The sequence below is a fragment of the Sporosarcina ureae genome, from assembly GCF_029267015.1.
GTDB classification, from domain to species: Bacteria; Bacillota; Bacilli; order Bacillales_A; family Planococcaceae; genus Sporosarcina; species Sporosarcina ureae_D.
Genome location: NZ_JARIEA010000074.1, coordinates 1 through 19,132 on the forward strand (window position 1 = coordinate 1; position 19,132 = coordinate 19,132).

At 39.4% G+C, this 19,132-nt stretch carries 22 protein-coding genes and 1 pseudogene; 4 read left to right on the plus strand and 19 right to left on the minus strand.

What is annotated here, in order from left to right:
* Positions 1-213: pseudogene (locus tag Q7P97_RS13200) on the plus strand (KipI antagonist); the annotation flags it as partial.
* A 44-nt stretch (positions 214-257) separates the two neighbouring features.
* On the opposite strand, the gene Q7P97_RS13205 reads toward Q7P97_RS13200, so the two are convergent.
* Together Q7P97_RS13205 and Q7P97_RS13210 are read right to left on the minus strand one after the other, a co-directional pair.
* Entirely contained in the window at positions 258-1,013 is a 756-nt protein-coding gene (locus Q7P97_RS13205; RefSeq protein WP_303969732.1) for an IclR family transcriptional regulator, read from the minus strand.
* Between the two features lie 141 nt (positions 1,014-1,154).
* Positions 1,155-1,871, minus strand: a complete 717-nt coding sequence (locus Q7P97_RS13210; protein WP_303969734.1) for a gamma-glutamyl-gamma-aminobutyrate hydrolase family protein — start codon at positions 1,869-1,871, stop codon at positions 1,155-1,157.
* 140 nt (positions 1,872-2,011) lie between these two features.
* On the opposite strand from Q7P97_RS13210, the gene Q7P97_RS13215 reads away from it, so the two are divergent.
* Positions 2,012-2,707 carry a YjjG family noncanonical pyrimidine nucleotidase gene (locus Q7P97_RS13215; protein ID WP_303969737.1) on the plus strand — a complete coding sequence of 232 codons (696 nt, stop codon included), beginning with the start codon at positions 2,012-2,014 and terminating at the stop codon, positions 2,705-2,707.
* Positions 2,708-2,770: 63 nt separating this feature from the next.
* Here Q7P97_RS13215 and Q7P97_RS13220 read toward each other — a convergent pair whose 3' ends face one another.
* Positions 2,771-3,589: a choline/ethanolamine kinase family protein gene (locus Q7P97_RS13220; protein WP_303969739.1), complete on the minus strand. Its 819-nt coding sequence runs from the start codon at positions 3,587-3,589 to the stop codon at positions 2,771-2,773.
* Positions 3,590-4,372: 783 nt separating this feature from the next.
* Between Q7P97_RS13220 and Q7P97_RS13225 the strand changes: the two genes are divergently transcribed.
* Positions 4,373-4,579 (plus strand): BshB3 potential contributor to bacillithiol synthesis, encoded by a 207-nt coding sequence (locus tag Q7P97_RS13225; RefSeq protein WP_303969741.1) that lies wholly within the window; start codon positions 4,373-4,375, stop codon positions 4,577-4,579.
* 228 nt (positions 4,580-4,807) lie between these two features.
* Here Q7P97_RS13225 and Q7P97_RS13230 read toward each other — a convergent pair whose 3' ends face one another.
* From Q7P97_RS13230 to Q7P97_RS13255, 7 genes are all read right to left on the minus strand, one after another.
* A complete protein-coding gene (locus Q7P97_RS13230) occupies positions 4,808-5,842 on the minus strand; it encodes a hypothetical protein (RefSeq protein ID WP_303969743.1) in 1,035 nt (344 codons plus the stop codon).
* 16 nt (positions 5,843-5,858) lie between these two features.
* Complete coding sequence (locus Q7P97_RS13235; protein ID WP_303969744.1) at positions 5,859-6,572, minus strand: hypothetical protein; 714 nt, start codon at positions 6,570-6,572, stop codon at positions 5,859-5,861.
* A gap of 8 nt (positions 6,573-6,580) precedes the next feature.
* A complete protein-coding gene (locus Q7P97_RS13240) occupies positions 6,581-7,126 on the minus strand; it encodes a hypothetical protein (RefSeq protein ID WP_303969746.1) in 546 nt (181 codons plus the stop codon).
* 109 nt (positions 7,127-7,235) lie between these two features.
* Positions 7,236-7,376 carry a site-specific DNA-methyltransferase gene (locus tag Q7P97_RS15580; RefSeq protein WP_369684286.1) on the minus strand — a complete coding sequence of 47 codons (141 nt, stop codon included), beginning with the start codon at positions 7,374-7,376 and terminating at the stop codon, positions 7,236-7,238.
* A gap of 359 nt (positions 7,377-7,735) precedes the next feature.
* On the minus strand, positions 7,736-8,044 hold the full coding sequence (locus Q7P97_RS13245) for a flagellin (protein WP_303969748.1): 309 nt from the start codon (positions 8,042-8,044) through the stop codon (positions 7,736-7,738).
* A gap of 678 nt (positions 8,045-8,722) precedes the next feature.
* A complete protein-coding gene (locus Q7P97_RS13250; protein WP_303969750.1) occupies positions 8,723-9,532 on the minus strand; it encodes a hypothetical protein in 810 nt (269 codons plus the stop codon).
* 74 nt (positions 9,533-9,606) lie between these two features.
* Complete coding sequence (locus Q7P97_RS13255) at positions 9,607-9,825, minus strand: hypothetical protein (RefSeq protein WP_303969752.1); 219 nt, start codon at positions 9,823-9,825, stop codon at positions 9,607-9,609.
* 116 nt (positions 9,826-9,941) lie between these two features.
* On the opposite strand from Q7P97_RS13255, the gene Q7P97_RS13260 reads away from it, so the two are divergent.
* On the plus strand, positions 9,942-11,855 hold the full coding sequence (locus Q7P97_RS13260) for a hypothetical protein (protein WP_303969753.1): 1,914 nt from the start codon (positions 9,942-9,944) through the stop codon (positions 11,853-11,855).
* 48 nt (positions 11,856-11,903) lie between these two features.
* Here Q7P97_RS13260 and Q7P97_RS13265 read toward each other — a convergent pair whose 3' ends face one another.
* The 9 genes from Q7P97_RS13265 to Q7P97_RS13305 form a co-directional block, all read right to left on the minus strand.
* Positions 11,904-13,592, minus strand: a complete 1,689-nt coding sequence (locus Q7P97_RS13265; protein ID WP_303969754.1) for a flagellin N-terminal helical domain-containing protein — start codon at positions 13,590-13,592, stop codon at positions 11,904-11,906.
* A gap of 210 nt (positions 13,593-13,802) precedes the next feature.
* Positions 13,803-14,024: a carbon storage regulator CsrA gene (gene csrA / locus Q7P97_RS13270; RefSeq protein WP_303969756.1), complete on the minus strand. Its 222-nt coding sequence runs from the start codon at positions 14,022-14,024 to the stop codon at positions 13,803-13,805.
* A gap of 1 nt (position 14,025) precedes the next feature.
* Complete coding sequence (gene fliW / locus Q7P97_RS13275) at positions 14,026-14,511, minus strand: flagellar assembly protein FliW (RefSeq protein ID WP_303969758.1); 486 nt, start codon at positions 14,509-14,511, stop codon at positions 14,026-14,028.
* Positions 14,512-14,687: 176 nt separating this feature from the next.
* Complete coding sequence (locus tag Q7P97_RS13280) at positions 14,688-15,233, minus strand: DUF6470 family protein (protein ID WP_303969816.1); 546 nt, start codon at positions 15,231-15,233, stop codon at positions 14,688-14,690.
* Between the two features lie 72 nt (positions 15,234-15,305).
* On the minus strand, positions 15,306-16,211 hold the full coding sequence (gene flgL, locus Q7P97_RS13285; RefSeq protein ID WP_303969760.1) for a flagellar hook-associated protein FlgL: 906 nt from the start codon (positions 16,209-16,211) through the stop codon (positions 15,306-15,308).
* A gap of 16 nt (positions 16,212-16,227) precedes the next feature.
* On the minus strand, positions 16,228-17,775 hold the full coding sequence (gene flgK, locus Q7P97_RS13290; protein WP_303969762.1) for a flagellar hook-associated protein FlgK: 1,548 nt from the start codon (positions 17,773-17,775) through the stop codon (positions 16,228-16,230).
* Between the two features lie 15 nt (positions 17,776-17,790).
* On the minus strand, positions 17,791-18,297 hold the full coding sequence (locus Q7P97_RS13295; protein ID WP_303969764.1) for a flagellar protein FlgN: 507 nt from the start codon (positions 18,295-18,297) through the stop codon (positions 17,791-17,793).
* Between the two features lie 17 nt (positions 18,298-18,314).
* The gene (flgM, locus tag Q7P97_RS13300) at positions 18,315-18,581 is read right to left on the minus strand and encodes a flagellar biosynthesis anti-sigma factor FlgM (protein WP_303969766.1); all 267 of its coding nucleotides are present in this window, start codon (positions 18,579-18,581) and stop codon (positions 18,315-18,317) included.
* Positions 18,582-18,710: 129 nt separating this feature from the next.
* Positions 18,711-19,127: a TIGR03826 family flagellar region protein gene (locus Q7P97_RS13305; protein WP_303969818.1), complete on the minus strand. Its 417-nt coding sequence runs from the start codon at positions 19,125-19,127 to the stop codon at positions 18,711-18,713.
* Positions 19,128-19,132 lie beyond the last annotated feature (5 nt).

The following is a 19,132-nucleotide window of genomic DNA, read 5'->3' on the forward strand; positions in this document are numbered from 1 at the left end:
ATTATTTTAATGGCGGATAGACAAACGGCTGGCGGCTATCCGAAAATCGGACAAGTTATCACGGCTGACTTAGGTAGCTTGTCGCAAGTGAAACCGAATGCGAAACTATATTTCAAGCTCATTACACATGCAGAAGCCGAGCGCGAACTCATCGCCAAAGAAGAACTGATCCATCAAATCAAAATTGGTATCCAGCATAAACTCAACTACTAAAAAAACCTATGCGCTTCAGCATAACTGAATCACAAAGGTCTACTTTATCCTATATATCCAAGCTGCCTAGAAATTTCTGAGGCAGCTTCTTTCACTTTAGGAACCAACGTCTTCAAATTCTCTTCCTGATAATTCGCTTCAATGCCCGCGATACTGATTCCGGCAATCACTTCACCACTAAAATCAAAGATCGGTGCCGCCACAGCCGAAGTGAAATCCTCAAGCTCCGAATTACTGAGCGTATAGCCATTGCGACGCGTCTCCTCGATAGACGCAAGCAATGATTCCCGATCGGTATACGTACCGTTCGCAAACTGCTGCAACTCCGTCTTATCCAAATACTCCGCAATATAGCTATCCGACAGATTCGATAAAATAATCCGCGAACACGCCCCTGCATAAAGCGGACTGCTTCTCCCGACCGCAGTATATAAACGAACCTTCTGATATGTATCAATCTTCTCCACGTAAATCGCCTGATCCCCTTGCCTCACAATCAAGTTGATCGCTTCCTTCACATCATTGTGAAGCTCTTCCATAATCGGATACGCAATCTTTCGGATATCCAACCGCTTCGAAACGAGGCTGCCGTATTTGAGCAGCAATAAACCGAGACGATACTGTGAATCCGCGCCTTTCTCGAGAAACTTCATTTCTTCGAGTGAAGATAGCATGCGGTAGACGGAGGATTTAGGAATTCCCGATAGGTCGATGATTTCTTGGAATGTTAGGGCTGGGTGATCGACGAATAGGTTGAGTATGTCTAGGGAACGGACTACTGTTTTGTTGTTTGTGCTCATGTGGGCTCCTTTCTATTCAGTAATCGCTTCAATATTTTTGATAAGTAATATGACTGATTATAGCATTGAAGTTGTGGGATTCCTAGGTGGTGTATATTTTGTAAACCATCCTAGTACTTTCGAATATAAAGGAAGTAAAAGTTATTTACTTTCTCGAGCAGCTTCCACAAACCTCTCAAACAACCTCAACGAAGTCGCATCATCCCGCTTCACCAATGCCTCAGGATGCCACTGAACCCCTACAAAGAATCTGTGTTCCGAGCTCTCAAACGCTTCAATCACACCATCCTTAGCCATGGCGGTCACAACTAAAGGCGCTTGTATCTCCTTAACAGCCTGATGATGCAACGTATTCACCCGAATCTCCGAAGTACCTGCACATTCCGCAAGCTTACTATCTGGAACAATATCCACTAAATGAGTAGCAAATTCTAAATCCGTCAGTTGATGATGCTGCAATAAATCATCTGCTAGTTGCGCGTGGATGTCTTGATAAAGCGTACCGCCAAATGCCACATTCATGATTTGGTACCCTCTGCATATCCCGAGTACCGGCTTGTCTCGTTCCGCCATCGCTTTAACTAGCGCAAGCTCCATCTCATCACGCTGTGGAAATACTTTGCCCAGCTTCCGATGCGGCTCTTCTCCAAATAGTGACGGATCAACATCTTCCCCGCCAATGAGTAATAACCCGTCCAAATGAGTACACACCTCATCAATCGCTTCCATGCCTACCGGTAAAATGATTGGCACTCCACCCGCACGACGTACAGCTGTTATGTATCTGGTCTGGACCAGTGTATCTCCTTTTTCATCTATGTCTGATGTCACTCCAATGAATGGCTTCAATTCGGTCACCCTTTCCTTCGCTACTATCCTACATAGTTACGATGTATGCTATACCCCGATCTGCAGTACGTTAACCGAACGTGATTCCTTCATACTATAAATGTATCATGTTATACTAGTAGCACTTGTTAAAAAAGGAGTTTTTACTTATGCACTATGAATTACTATTATTCGATTTAGACGATACATTATTTGATTTCAATGAAACAGAAAAGCATGCGCTCGGCAACACGTTTAATTCTTTCGGTTTGCCAAATGGCCTGGAGCAGTATCGCGACACATACCGTGCAATCAGCTCCGTCATCTGGGATGATCTAGAACAAGGCCGCATCACGCTCGAGGAATTAAAAGTAGAACGTTTTCGACGCCTATTCCAAGAGCATGAACTGGAACTGGACGCACATCGTTTTGGAGAGCTATATATTGAAAACCTTGGACATGAGTCACACTTAATAGAAGGCGTGGAAGAAATGTTCGTAAGTCTAGAGAACTACCGTCTGGCGATCCTTACAAATGGCTTCACATTGGCTCAGTACGCACGTATCGCAGGCTCACCGCTGCGTAATACCTTTGAAGCAATTATTGCATCCGAACAGACAGGCTTCAAAAAACCGCAACCTGAAATTTTTGAGTATACTTTCGACACACTCGGGATTACAGACCGCTCAAAAGTTTTGATGATCGGTGATTCATTGACGTCTGACATACAAGGCGGGATCAACGCAGGAATTGATACGTGTTGGTTTAACCCAGAAGGCAAAGAAAACCGTACTTCGATTACACCTACTTATGAAATTCGTTCGTGGAAGGAATTCAGTTTCGGTCGTAAGACGGTTAAAAACTGATACTCGCTATACAAAACTGCTTCGGCATCCCGGAGCAGTTTTTGTATCGTATTCATGATGCCTTTACTCATGCCCATACAAACGATAATACTGTTCCAACCCCTCAATCAAGCGCTCCGTCCGCTTCGCTGTATACGCTTCAAACGAAGGATCTTCCAGTTCTTTAACGAGCGACCATAACGACCAGAGAAAGTCCGACTTCAACTTTTGCAGATCCAGCGACTGTTTGGAATCAGCTGGCAAACCGTAATAATCGAGTAACAGTTGCTCTTGCTCCTCACTCAACTCACGTTCCAAAATAAACGCTGCCAAATCCCATTCCGGCAAATAATTCGCACTGTACTCCCAGTCGATCAAAAGCAACTGCTTGGCCTCATTCTGAATAAAATTCCCCGTCACCGAATCCATATGACACGGCACATACTCCTGTCGCTCCCCTTGCGTCAAATTCCGTACCCGTTCCTCCAACAACACATAAAGCGAAGGCATTTCAGTCAACGTACTTTTATACTTCTCGACCTCTTCCCAATAATTAAAGCGATTCGTAAATTCCTTTTCAGACGAATGAAGCGTAGACAACACCTCCGCAACTTTTTCCAAATACTCCGAAGTCACAATTAGATCCCGCGTTAGATTAGCCGTCGCATCGTAATACGGTGTCATTTTAATGCCGTCATCAGTAAACACCACATTATCGACTGTCACTCCGATTTCAGCCGCAATTCGTTGATTCTCTTTTTCATGCTGGCGGTTAATAATGTCTTCAAACTCATGTGCCGGGAAACGTAAGACATATTTTTGTCCTTTGTGTTCGACAAGGAAGTTCAGGTTAGTGAGACCGCCTAGTCTTTTTATATAGGATAGTTCTTGGATTAGATACACTTTTTCGCTCCTTTGTTTTTCGTATTGTATGCTTGCCGATCTGCTAATAGATTTTCGTATGGAGTTTAATTATATCAGATATGAAGTGAATTCAAACTATTGCGACTACACGAAAATAGTTAAAACTAATGAGGTAGACTAACACATTCTAGCGAAGAATTATTTTAGCGTACCTATGTTGATTCTACTTGGTGTCATCCTTCACTCATCATATAGAGTTATTTTTCAAAAAGGATACAAGTAATTTGGAGATTGATTGTATCTGGCGGGGTTTTACTTCTACAAGAGGTACAAACAATGCGATCGTGGATGAATTTATGTGTAGTGGCGAACTGGGGGTTGAACTGGCTTCCTGTTTCGTCATGCAACTAATTTATAACTACATGTGCGACGTCGAGATTCATCTCGACAATGGTCTTATTCTTTATATTTAAAGTTCTTTTAAGTTCTTTGGTTATTGGCCGTCCCAAAGTGGGATACGCCATCGTACCAGTGTGATACAGCATAGCGTTCCATTGTGGGTCGACAGTCATCTCAGGTTGGATGGGTGCTACGTCCAATAATGAGTCAGCCGGTATTTCATATAATAGGGAGGCTACAATTTGACACATAATTCTAACGATCTCATAACCTCCAGCCAACCACTTTTATGTAACAACTGTTACATAAAAGTGGTTAATTTAAATAACCCCTAATTGGAAGGTCTTCGAAAATGTTATATGTGATATCATTGTAGCGTATGGAACAAAGGAATTTATTTTTTAAAAGGAGGACTTCATCAACTTGGGCCTTATCGTAGCCATGATTCTCGTTATTATTGTTTTGGTTGTCGGACTGATTTTGACCCTATCCGTTGCTAATTCCAGTACGGATTCCAAGAATAAAAATTACAGTAGTAAAAAAAGTTTTTCTAATTTGCTGTGGATTTATGTTTTATCAGTACCCGTGATTATTGTATTGACTGTTATCGCTATATTTATATTTTATTAACGCTGGAGGACGGTTTGGGAGTACTGAAGAAGCATATTTTTTTCGAGTCTCAGTAACCGTCTTGATTTTTGCGCATCTATGCATCACACAAATCGTAAACGATTCTGAATAGCTTCGAAATTGTTTAATGCACAGGTGCGTATATTATAAACTTCACTAACCTTCAAAAAAACACCTTGATTTGAAGCTGTTTTTCTTATATTTCATTAACTAACGCATCCCTGATTTTCACACATCATCATCATCTTCTTCTGTGATATCAAATAGGTCTAAAGCATCCACCCCATCGCCATCAGTTTGTTCATCCAAATGTGCCTCTTCTTGTAAACGCGCTAATTCTGCTTCAACTTGATCCTTTATCTCGTTGCCAAGTCTTTGTAAAAATTCTACCTTTAATTGTGGTGACCAACTTCCCCTTCTTATATTATCTTGGTAACAATCAATTAAAGTAGGTAACAATTTAATATAAGTATAGATAGCAATGTTATTCTGCAATCTTTCTTCATCAAGATTCAACCAAATCCCTTGATATTCCTCTTCCCAAATTCTACATGTTCCTGTTAGGCTAATCTCTAACAAAAACACTTCTCCGTTATATTGAAGTTGCGGGCGCACTGCTTTTAAATTTTCGTTGTTAAATAGGAAAGCAAGCGTACCTAAGATTGTTGATATTCTTCTGCCATTACCTCTCATTGCATTAATATTATCTCTGGTTTTACCCGTATAACTTTTTAGTGCTGTTACATATAAATTATGGACAGGAGATAATGGTGATTCTCTAAGATCTATAAACTTCCTGAATATCCAGTACAGTAAATCCTCTGTTAGAGTCGCTTCTACGGCAGCAAAATTACCCCATTGTTCTGCTGGTAGACAATCCCTAATTATAGTGCCTGCACGACCTTTTCCGGTAAATACTATACCTCGGACCAAATTATTGTACTCAAACAATAATACTTTAGTTTGATAAACATTTATTCTTTTTTCTCGAGGTCTAAGTTGTCCTTGTGAACTAAACCAAAATTGGGCATTTCTGGATCTCTCGGTTATACAATCCACAATTACATAATTTATCTGATTACCATCTACTTCTAAACTTTCCGGATTGTTAATATCAAAACCGTTAACCTGATTAATTACGGCAATTAAAGGTTCATCCTCCCAATCTTCGGTCGTTATAATTGGTCGCGAGTCTCTTATTAAGTTAATAGCTTCATTCAAATCTTCTAAACCTGTAAATTCCCACATTGAGAAACTTTTCAAGTTAATCACTCCTAATCTACGATCTTGTAGAAATAATATTATGATGACTTTCTTCTATTTCAAATAATAAAAAGATTAGGATATATGCAGCTAATCTGCAGTACCACCGAGTAGAAGCGGGTTTGATTTCAGAAATCAAATCTCCTTCTACAAACGATGTTGCATTTGACCACATTTCTGCACTTATATAAAGACATGAACTTGTAGATCTAGCTTGAGTCCCTTTATCTAACGAAATTGAAATAAAATCAATATTTGTTAAATCAAACGTGTCTTCGTGAAAATTACTTTTGTTTCTAATTTCAAAAGTTACCCAATGCGGGATGTGTATATATAAATTTAACCCTCCTAAAGAATTAAATATTCTCTTAATTAGAAGGTTACGATAGTCCATCTTTACATCAATATCTACTTTCTTTCGTTGCTGAAGTTGTCCCAGCGCTAAATATGTAGTGTCTTTTCTATCTTTATTTTTTACACTAATCGCGAAGTTTCCAAAATGACGATACAACTCTATAGCAAGATTAATAATAAATATGATAATTGCTTGGTTTATTATAAAAGCCGTAGCATCTTTTGATATTGAATTAAAAAATTTCTCGTTAAATAAATCTTTAAATAGATTTAAAGGCTCAAAACCGAAAAAGTAAACAAGCCCTATTGCAATAATAGGACTTCCAATTGTTAAACTTTTTATTAGTCTTTTTCTAAGCTTGAAAATACTAATCATTAAAACACCTACTCAATACTTTTCATCATATTAATTACTTGTTCTTTAACAATTTCATCATCAATTAGAAGCACTCCATTGTTATAAAGGCTCACTTCTACTTGAATAGGTGATGTCTCCGATTTAACTCTTATACTCAAATCCTTTATATCAATACTTTCATCGGTAATAATCCATTCTAATTCAGCAAAAAACTTACTGACTATTGTCTGTTTCTCAAATAATTTTTTTTCAGCATTAACTCTTTGTCGATAATGGGAAATTATTTCTTGGTTCTCTTCTGGAACAGACTCTAAAAAATTTAGGGAGTTAATAAAATAACCAGACTCAATACTGTAATTAAGTACCTTGAAAAACTTCTCTGGTGTCATAATGTATTGTTTTACAGGCATATCTTTTACTGTTTCAAGCACTTTTCTATAACCATTTTTTCCGTAGTCATAAGGGATGCCAATTATATCAACACTGAATTGGATTATATTTGGAAACTTTTCGACTAATTTTTCCATCGTTGATTCACCTTTATAAACTCTGAATAATTTCAACTGTAACATAGCACCCCTCCTTACCACGAGTATACCTGTATTCTACAGTGGATATATATGTATAAGCAATTAATATCATTTTTTTTGTATTTTGATTTCCATAACATTATTCATTGCACTAGCGTGTGTAACAATTGTCCGAACAATCTTTGTATCGAAAGACATCAATAAAATCAGCTTGTTTAAATATAAGAGTCCCATCAATATCTTTGGTATATGCAGAACGTATCAAGTCATCAGTTAGTAATAGGCTTATCAATTCTTCATCGTAGTCTTGAATCGCTTCAATAATTTTATATTTGTCAATATAGTTGTCGCACTTTACTCAATTCCTAGATTAACTACTGATTTGATGTTAGCTCAAAGGTCCCAACACAATTCGGAAACAATTCTGAATTAAAATAAAGTTGTATGGGGACCTGGTACCAACACATTAAACTCTCTTATCTGATTAAACATCTCTTTCGCTATATTCGTATCTCGGATACGCGACTCAGCCGCCACCAGGTTTTCGACGTTGGTATCATTTGATCTTATTTACCTGTGCATCACACAACTTGAGATCAATTCAGAATAGTTCCTGAATTGTGTGATGAACAGGTGCGTATTTGAATTCACTCACCGCAACAACCCCAAAACCGCTTCATGCCTTTGCTTATCATGCCCAGCCAGCGTCTGTCCCACCTGCGTCAGCATCTGCAGTTTCGTACTGTTCATTAATTCCTTCGCTACATCCACATCTTCAATCCGACTCAGTGCAGCCATCATGCTTTCTTCTCCTACTCGCAAGTTCGCCGCAATATGCTCTAGGCTGTTCTCTACAGCTCCGACGTTTCCGAGCTCTCCCAGTATAAAGTTCATAGACCGGTCAATGATCTCTAGACCTTTCTCCGCATGCTCAGCGGTGCGGATGCAGACAGCGCTCATGTCGACGAGCAGGTTATCAAACGAGGCAATATTCAAGACTTTGTTGTTGCCCGAGTTGCCACCTACCTGGAAGGTGTAGGAATGACCTTGTTTACCTGTGCATCACACAACTCTGACACTATTTAGAATCGCTTCTAAGTTGCGTGATGCACAGGTATGTCCCACTAAACAAAAAGTAGGCATCACGTCGTTCAATTCACCGATTACGAAGGAAAAACACTAAGCGTAATTATGAGCTTATGGAAGGTGACCGCTGAAGAAATTGCCGATATATATAAATCTCGTTTGGCAATTGAATTATTTTTTCGTTAGATTAATTAAAACTTGAACATCCCAGTACTGTTCGGAACAATAGAAAATGCAGTCTTTAACTAGCTTTTTGCGGCACTTATTGCGTATGTCTTACTCAAATTTCTGCATTTGTACGAAAGTAAAGAAGTACACTGTAAACCCCTGTCATTCGCAGGTTTTTATCGCCTTCTTCTTTGTGAAGTTTATCCATTTAATGGATTAATTTTTCCGGAATATAGTGAATTAACAAAGGCAGATCAGTCATGTCGGTTTGTATAATTATGGCTAATCAACACGTATGATAATTTAGTGAAATAATCTATATGTAGCTTCTTCGTATAGTAAGGAAGGTACCAGGTCCTGGCACAAATCGGGAACAATTCTGAATTAAACTAGAGTTGTGTAGGGACCTGGTACCAACATATTAAGGTTCCTCAATTGATCTTGAAACGATGAACTTTCCGCATCTTCTGTATTAGATTTAGACTCAGGAAATAATGTTTCTAACAGATTATTTGCGACTTCTAGTTCCCCATGAATAACCTTGTTTCTTATTTGAGCTATTAATTTATAAGAGTGTTTGTTCTTAATCAACGAAGCATCTATTGAATGCATAAAAGTTAAATTGTTTTTTTCTATCTTATTATTTTCTAGGAAAAACGGTAATTTACTTGCACATTCATCTGTTACATAGTATTTCTTCTTATTATTATCATATCTACTTTTTGATAAAAGTATTGTTTCAATTATCGAGAAGAATAGTAATAACTGAGAGTAACTTGATTCATAGCTTTCTCTAAGTGCCATAGTACTTTGGATAATTAAATGCCATAGTGATTTGAAGCCATGTCGTTGTGCATAAGTTTCCATCCCCTCAACAAATTTCATTACATTATCAACATTTAAATTCCTATAGTAGGATTTAAAATATGTAAAGAAAAAGTATAATTCCGTATCAAAACTGTTTTCATTAGTTCTGTCAATATAATCACCGTATACATCTTTTAGTAAAGAACTATCATAATGCTCTGTGTCAATACAAAGATATTGATCTTCAACTTGAAATAAACGTACATTACCTTTTCTAAAAAAACTATCTGGGTTATTCTTTAAATATTGCAATTCAGCCTTTAATGATGAATCTAACTCTTGATATTCTTTTAACGATAAAGCTAATTTCTTAGATAAAAGCATCATTACCAACGCCTTCCATATTAATATTAATCCTTTCGGTTAATCATGTTTAATTTGATAATTTGTAATTAAGACCGCTAATAATTCTGCAACGACTCAATCACCGCCTTATGCTCCTCTATCTCCTTCTCCAACTCCCGCGTTTCTTCCCCACTAAGCCAATACTTCGACGCGTACTCCGCAATCTCTCTCATTTTATACAACCGCTTCTCTATCTCTTCCAATATTCGATCCTGCTGTTTAACCTGCTCCAGTTGTTGTTTCAACCGCTCGATTTCCTCTGAGTTATCCTTCATTTGCTGCTCCTCCTTTACATTTTTATACCAGTTCTACTTTCAGATTATAATTAGCTATTTATCCTCCAACATAATATAATAAGAACATATATTCTTATCTTGTAGGAGGGCTAGCTATGACGATTGGAAAATTGATGTACTCAACGAATTCAAGATCTTACGGCTTTTTACTGGAAGATGGTAAAGCGGCAAAGGAACAATACACTACCAATTGTAAGAACAGTAATCTACAAATAAATTCATCTTCCTCTTCTACTGAACAATTAAACAGTCTGCTTTGTGCCTTGCTTCTCGATAGTGGACGTATTATATCTTCCGCTACTAACCGCAAGTATTTTCGGTTTTCTTTCCATGTAAAACACAGTGAATGGGCTCATTCCTGTTATCAACAGTTAAAAGCGTATGGACCGGACTTTGTTATAGAGAAAGAACAGACAACAGATACGCGGAGTGAACTCGGCTTTACAGAGCGTATAGTGATTGAATCTGCGCCTAATCCTAACGCAGAGGCGTTACACACTGCTTGGTATCAGAATGGCTTCAAGGGTATTCCTCTGGAGTTTGTTGAACAACATATGACGGCTAAGACACTTGCGTGGTGGTACCAGGAATCCGGACACTTGAAAGTGAAAACTTGCGGCACGTTGGAGAAGTTGATCCTCTCCACCGAGCAATGGACCGAGGACGAGCTTCCATTACTTCAATACGCATTAAATAGAAAATTCAATATGCTGTTTGCGATAGATGGGCAACGAAGACTTATTTTATATGACCAGCTGCAAATCAAATACTTTCTTAGCCTCGTTACACAGTGGATCCATCCTGTGTTCGCCTATAAAATCAGGAATGCAGATGTTCACAAGTCAATCGCGAAACGGACGACTATACGTTTGCCGAATCATATATCCATTCCCTCACCTACTAAAGAAATCAATCAAATAATTCAGCAATACGCCTCCTCGATTGAAGTGACAAACGATAATTTCCAAAGGCTAAACTACGCCAGGCAAGAAGACAATGAATCCAAACGCTACCAAGTGATCCTAACTGAAGAAAATCGAGACATTCTTTGTTCCGTCCAAGCATCAACAGGTTTAACTTTAGGTGAGATTGTGCAGGAGTGCTTTCATCAACAGAATAGCCTTTCTCCTCGCCCGTTGAATACGTTAGATGATCTTTCGACTACACAGCAAAATATTATGCTTGGTTCTATCATTGGAGATGGTACATTAAGACATACTGCTTCTAAATCTATGGGAATCAGAAGCAGTTATCATGAACATTTTTCTATTAAACAAAAAGAATATCGCGCTTGGAAAGTGATGAAACTTCATCCTTATCTTGAATTTAAATGTAAAGGTACTGTTATTGAATCAAAAGTTAGTAACTTATGGAGTACACTACAATCTGATTTTTATGCCGAGAAAGTTAAAGATAAAAAAAGAATCAAGCGCTTGCCTGTAAACCAACTTGCTAATTTAAACGATTTGCACAGTTTGGCGACTATCTATATGGATGATGGCTCTCTATTGCTATCTACACGAGTGAATCATAATTATAGAAAGATTTACGTTACGCCGCATGTAGCATTGTATTTACAAAGTTTTACTTTCAAAGAATTGTTGGTGTTAAATGAACAAATTAAAAAGCTGACCAGCGCAGAATTTGTTCTTACTGGACTGCCAAATGGCAATGGCTATTATTTACGTACTAGTCGCACCGCTGACACTCTACAATTCCTTCAGGATATAGAACCCATCGCCATCACATGTCCTTCTATGAGTTATAAAACAAACTGGCGTTACCGCTTCTATATGGAAAAACAAAGATGGCACTCCAAGCACCCTGACTATCAATTAATAGCAAGCTCCAGAAATCGAATGCGTGCTTACTCTTCAGATGAAATAGCAACTCTAAAGCGTATGAAACAATCCGGCAACACTGATCAGCAAATAGCTGATGCACTTGGACGCACCTACTGGTCAGTTGTTTATAAAGCAAGTGAACTACGAAGTCAAAATTTGCTATAGAAAAAGAGACTTCTTTTCAGAAGTCTCTTTTTTGATACAAAGGTTCTATTAACGTAATAGTTGTAGAACGCCCTGAGGAGCCTGGTTCGCTTGTGAAAGCATTGCTTGTGCTGCTTGAGTTAAGATATTATTCTTTGTAAAGTCCATCATTTCTTTTGCCATATCCACGTCACGGATACGTGATTCTGCGCCAGTTAAGTTTTCTGAAGAAGTTCCAAGGTTATTGATTGTGTGTTCAAGACGGTTTTGGAATGCACCTAATTCAGAACGTTGTGATGATACAGTTTCAATTGCATCGTTGATTACTTTGATTGCAGCAGTAGCTTTTTCGTGTGAAGATACATCCAAAGCTGCTTCTTTGCTTGTGTTGTTTGTACCATTGTTAACATTGTTTGTAGCTGAGAAGCCGTCTGCTCCTGCTTTACCTGTAATACCTAGTGCTTCAGAACGCATATCTGCAACTTCAATAGTCATAGATTGACCTTTGTTTGCTCCTACTTGGAAGTTGGCTTTGAACTTATCCTGAACTCCACCGTCAGTTACACGTATGGCATTTCCAGCTGGGCCGCCTTCTTTTGCAGTGATATTTAACTTACCAGTACTTGCGTTTTCTGAGAACACTACGTCTTTAACTTGCGGACCAGCTTGATCAACAATAGCTTTAACAATTTGTGATCCAGTTGATGCTCCACTGATATTAACGCCTATGCCGTTTCCAGTATAAGCCCCTTTATCTGCATTGTAGAGTTCTATCTGCTTGTCACCAACAGTAAAGCCTGTTCCTGCAAAATCTTTAGTAGGAGCTGTGCTAAAATCAACCGCATCAGTCACTGATGCTTTAGCATTTACTGTAGTACCAACAGAAGCACCAGTAGCAGGCACTAGAGCAGTAGTACCACCTGTAGCTGCAATGTTTCCTGCCGCACCAGCTGCCAACCCAGTTTTAGTTGCTTCCACAGTCAACGCAGCACCCGAATTTGAAGCTGTAAAGTTACCTTTTAAGTTTTCATTCTTTGAGATAACTTCTTTTAATGCTTCGGCAAGAGCTGCTGCTGATTTAGTTGCATCAGGGGAAGTGACATCCACATTAACTGTTGCACTGTTACCAGTAACATCAAATGATTTCCCACCTTCACTAGCAGTGGTATTAGCTGCAAATGTAATAGTGATTTTTTCACCATTTAACGTGAATTCTGCGGTTTCTGTAGCAGCTGCTGCTTTAGCAATTGTCATCGTTTGTGTCGCTTCAACAGTAGTTGTTGCTCCATTAATTAAATTAGCGTTTTTAGCTGTGCCAGTTTCAGTTAAATTATTTTTCCCGTCACCCTTTAAAAGAGCCTGAGTATTAAATTCAGTAGTATTACCAATTCGGTTAATCTCTGAAGATAAATTGTTCATTTCTTTTTGGATTTCCTCACGGTCAACGCCAACGTTAGTATCGTTTGCTGCCTGTGTAGCAAGCTCACGCATACGTTGAAGAATATCGTGTGTTTCGTTCAAAGCACCCTCAGCTGTTTGAATCATAGAGATTCCGTCTTGTGAGTTCTTTTGTGCCATATCCAAACCGCGGATTTGTCCACGCATTTTTTCAGAGATTGCTAGTCCTGCTGCATCGTCTCCGGCTTTATTGATCTTAAGACCAGAAGATAGTTTCTCGATGTTATTAGCTGCTGCTGCGTTGTTTGAACCTAGTTGGCGGTGCGTGTTCATCGCTGCCATGTTGTGATTAATAATCATTATAATTTCCTCCTTGAGTGTTTGTTGGGTACACGTCCATGTGTCCCTTATTTTTTTCAGCGGTTTCGAGATTCGGCCGAAACTCTCTCGCCCGCTTACACTACTAATATCGGATGAGTAACTAGAGTGTTTAGCGTTTTACTAAATCTTTTTTAGTTATTTTCATATATGAAGAAAACGTGACGTTCTCTCTAAACATCGTAAAGTGACTTATTCTTTATCCTCAAGATTTTTATACCAGTTGAGATCGAGTGTTAGTGATTCAGTATTGGTTTCTTTAATGGATTGGATCAATTCACCTCGTACAATATCTACTGATTTCGGTGCTTCAATGCCAACTCTTACTGTATCACCTTTTATTTCAAGGATTTTGATTTTTATATTGTCTGCGATTTGAATAGTTTCGCCCGCTTTGCGTGATAGAACTAACATATTATTGTTTCATCCCGTCAGTTATTTTTTCTTTCATTCCGTTCAATCTTTTTATATCAACTGGATGTTTAATTAAATACCGCTTATCATTTAAAACTGCCTGCTTTGCTTTTCTATTTTTGGTTTGGAATAACAATGGTGCTTGTAAGTTTATGGTCGAATCTTCAAAAGGTTCTTTAATGAATATAATCCCTAGTACCATTAGTTCCTCTGGATTTCTGACTTCCAGTAAATCCACAGTCGGATCATCGATTTTAAAGTCGTAACCTTCAACCAACTTATATGGATTGGCAACTACAAATGCAATACCTGCTTCTTTTGTTGACTGAAGGACTTGAAACTCGGGATTATCGCCAATTGGTAATAGAACAAATTCTTCTTCATCCTCAAATCCTGGAAGCCCTTTAGGGAAATGCCAGGCCAGTGAAAGATCCACTTTGATTATGTCGTGAAACTTCGTTTTTATTTCTTTTAGTTGTTGTACCATTAGTAAAATCTCCTTTTAGTCATATTTATAATTGAAATTCATCTAGTATAATGATATAGCTGAATATACGATAAAGTTAATCTATCTGAATTCAAAATAAAAAGAACGGTTCTACACCGTTCCTCCAATTAACACTTGTAATACCCAGATCTACTTTAAAAGTCTTTATATTCACACTACACTTTCCAATCTATTTGAATAGATCCGTATTGTTGCATCTCAACAGATACTTTGCCAGGAGTGTAATCATGGATCGGCTTATTTATTTGCGCATCTATTTTAGGTTTCTGCGGTGTTACGTTAATATCCAGTGAGCCTGGAGTGATCTCCATTTGGATTTTTGAACGATCACCAACGAATCTTACTTCAATCTTAGCCATCGGTTTCTCAGAACTCTGTTGAATGATGTCTGCTAAGTTTGCACCGTTCTCAATCTTCATTAGTTGCTGACCTTCCTCTGCACGGCGACCAGATCCTTCTAGAGCTTTTTGCTTTCCGTATTGCGCATTTTCAGCAGTCCGGCGAAAAATACTTTTTAAATCGATATCTGCACGATTTTCTGTTGTGTCGATTGATAATTGTGGTCGTGTGGTAGACATTTCTAAAATGGCTGCTGGTTGTTCAATACTTAAAGTTGCTTTTGGTTGTTGTATTTCCTGAATTGGTTTAGTAACTTGGAGATTAATTTTTGCAGGCGTTGTTTGAATTTGAAGTTGTGGCATGTTCAATTCTTTCACTTCCTTCGCTATTTTATATAAAAACAGCTAACAATTTTCCAATGTCCGCCTAAACCTTTAGCGTAAGAAATCCATTAATGATGGTTGCATGATTCTTGCCCCAACCGATAATGTTGCGCGATGTATGGATTCCGAAGTAATCAAATCTGTAATTGTTTTTTCGTAATCCACGTCTTCGTTTTGAGAACGTTGCTTTTTGGCAGCACCCTCCTGCATTTCCAAACGATTATGCATAAGTTCAGCACGATTGGACCGTGCACCGATGTCTGCCCGTTTTGATAAGACAACATCCATTTGATTGTCAATATCCTCAATCATTTTGCTGAAACTTTCTCCGGTAGCGGATGAACCTGTTGCTGTTAGGTCTTTTACCGTCTCCAACATATCATCAATGTCTTTAAACATTTTTGTTACGTCTGTACTAACACGCAAACTAACCCCATCGAACACTTCAATTTCTACATTACTTTTAAAAGAATCGCCTTGTTCAAAACCTTTGCCGACACCTGCATCATTTCCCTTATTATATAGAGGTCGGTCCGTCATACTACCGCTAAATATATGCTTGTCTCCTACTTTGGTATTAGCGACGTCTTGTAGATGTTCACGTAATTGACTAATTTCTGTTGCTATTGCTTTTCTATCGTTTTCTGTCATTGCACCCGTATTTGAAGCATTTGTAGCGAGCTCTTTCATTCGTTGTAATACTTGCCCTACTCCATCAAGCGCATCATCCGAACTATCGAGCCAGTTATTCACTTCGCCCATATTCTTCTGAAATTGCTCAACTTTGTCGACTTGCATCCCATACCCCATCCCCTTCATAACGACAACAGGATCATCGGAAGGACGAGTAACTTTCTTACCAGTATTCAATTGTTCTTGTAGTTTACCCATTTTATTATAGCTGCCTGATAAGTTACGCAGCATATTTTGAGATAGCATAGATTGTGTTACACGCATGAAGATTCCTCCTTAGTTATCTGCCGACTGTACCCATTCCGTTGATGATTTTGTCGAGTGCTTCGTCCATCACGGTAATCATGCGGGCAGATGCGTTGTACGCTTGCTGGAAGCGGATCATGTCGGTCATTTCTTCGTCGAGTGAGACGGAACTGATCGAGTCGCGTCGGTTGGAAACGGACAATAGCAATGCACCGGAGCTGTCTGTCATTTTGATTGCTTGTTGACCTTCTACACCTAGTTGACCAATTGTTTGTGCGTAGAAACTTTGAACACTGGATCCATCTAGTCCATCCAGTTTAGCAAAGAATACATCACTAAGCAGCTTAGCATTTTGACCATTTCCTACTTCTGCATTGTTCTCTGGTGAAGTAGAAGCAGCCAATAAGTTGGAGTCTTTTCGAATAGCTTCATTTACAGCTATATTACTCGCAGTGAATTTATTGTTTGGTGGATTGCTAGGTGGATTACTCGTAACAAAGAACGGTTCCCCCGCTGCACCTTTCAAATCAGTTCCATTCTCATGTACTTCATTAAATGCATTTGCAAATTCATTCGCCATTTTATCTAGTCTTGCCATCATATCTGGATATAAACCTTTAACGCCAGTTGGTGTATTATAACCGTATGAGTCTACAAGCGACTTCATTTCTCCGCTTTTGACCATATCATTGACTGATAGTTCCTGGCCATTTGCTGGCCCACCACTGAATGTGAATCCTGTCATGGGATCGGGCATAGGTCCCTCATCAACTTTTCCATCCACACTCAGTTGAGACACTTCATTTTTCTGCAATACTGTTATAGACTCGCCAGAAGTTTTAAACTTGATCGTGACCGTACCTTCCGCAATCGCAGGAGCTCGTCCACCAGTGGGTTCATAACTCGTTTCAATCGGTACCAAACTAGACAACTGATCAAGCAAGCCATCACGCGCATCATATAAATCATTCGGTAAATAGCCATTCGGCTCTACAGTAGCAATTTGTTTATTCAACTCACCAATTTGACTAAGCAAAGAGTTGATCGTCTTCGTACCAAAGTCAATCTCATCACCTAAGTTCCCTTTAATCTCAGAAACAGATTTAAAAATATAGTTAAACGAATCTGCCACCGCAGCCCCACGCTCCACAACCACCGCACGAGCTCCACCGTTCTCCGGATTCGCCGCAAGTGTCTGCAAAGATTGCCAAAAGTCGCTCATAGACTGCTGTAACCCATACTCCGAAGGCTCACCAATCACATCTTCCATCTGCGCAATCGCATTCGAGCGCGATTCCCAGTACCCTAACTTCGTCGATTCACTACGAAACTGATGATCCACAAACGAATCCCGAATCCGCTGAATACTGCCTGCTTCTACGCCTGTCCCAAGAAATCCTGGCATCGTTCCTGCGTTCATTCCTACTCCTGGAAACCCAGAAGTCGCCTGCATATTTACGCGCTGACGTGAGTAGCCAGGCGTATTCGCGTTTCCTATATTATGTCCTGTCGTATAAAGAGCGGTTTGCTGTGTATACAAACCGCGTTTGCTTGTTTCTAAACCCATAAATGTAGAGCGCATAGTATGATGTCCTCCTTATGCTTGGGAGTCGAATGAGGAGAGCTTCGTTTTCGCTCCGCTTTGTGACTGCCCTTGTACTTCGTTTTTTGAATAGTTGACGGTTTCCGGACGCGGACGGACCATGTCCAGCGATAGATTCACAAATTGAAGAGATTGGTACGTTAGCTGCTGATTGAGTTCGTTCTGTTGTTTCAACTCATGAATCGCATGCAGGAGACGGTCCCTCGCCTCTGCTAACTGTTCTTTGTCCGGAATGCTTGCTAGTTCAATCAATTGCGTCATAGTTGGTTCAGCAGGTACTGCACTTCCTTGTGCGGTTAAATACTGCTTCACTTCCTGCACGCGCTTCTGGTCCATTTGCACAATAGCTGCTAAGTGAGATTGCTCCTCCTTCAACAGCTGGTCAATTCCCTCGATGTCGCCGCTTTTCAGCAATGCGGTCTTATCGTTTGAAAGACGGAGCAAGCTCGTATGCAGTTTTTCCAGGTGACTGAGCGTTGTCAAAATTGGTTCAATGGACATGTGTAACCCTACTTTCTTTATAGCTTATTAAAGTACGACAGCATATTCGAAGCGAGTTTGCTCGCATCTACTTGATATTCTCCAGACTGTACTTGTGCTTTCAATTCCTGCACACGTTGTTGTCTAGCCGATTCAATCGGTGAAGCTGCGGATAACTTTTTCGCTTCCGATGAAATTTCAATCTTGTCTGTTTTCACCTGGCTCGCTTGTTTCGTTTGATCGACTTTCATTTGTTGACTTCGGTATGGGTTGACTGCTTGTGGTTTAAATCCTTCTACTTTCATACGTCTCGCTCCTTTCAAATTTTGCGTGGTATTTGGGTCCTACTCTTTATTTCGGCAGATTTACCGAAACGTTTAGAGGCATTTCGAACGAAAAAACGAGCAGTACCAACTGCTCGTATCGCTTGCTTGTCATCCTCGTTCTTTTCGTGCATAGTATGTGCCTCGATCTTGCGCTTTAATGGCTTCTCGAAGCTCTGTTGCCGCATCAAACGTCTGCAAGTCAGCCTGAATCTCTTCCGTACATTTGTCACAGATCTTGCCAGTCGATGTTAATGCGCCACATCGATCACATGGATAGCCAAGATTCGGAAATAGTGCAGGTTGCAATCTGCCTTTACGTACCCATTTATGGAGTAATTCCTGTGTAACGCCTGTTACTTCGACGATGCGATCGATATTCGCCGCACGGTTTTCGCGTCTGCGCAAAAATTTATAGACGTTTTCGTACATCGTCTCTTCTGTTTGTGCACACGTAGGACAAACTTCCCGCAATCCCGTGTAATTAAACATACTGCCACATGTCGGGCAATTTCTTGCTTCCGCCATCTCCA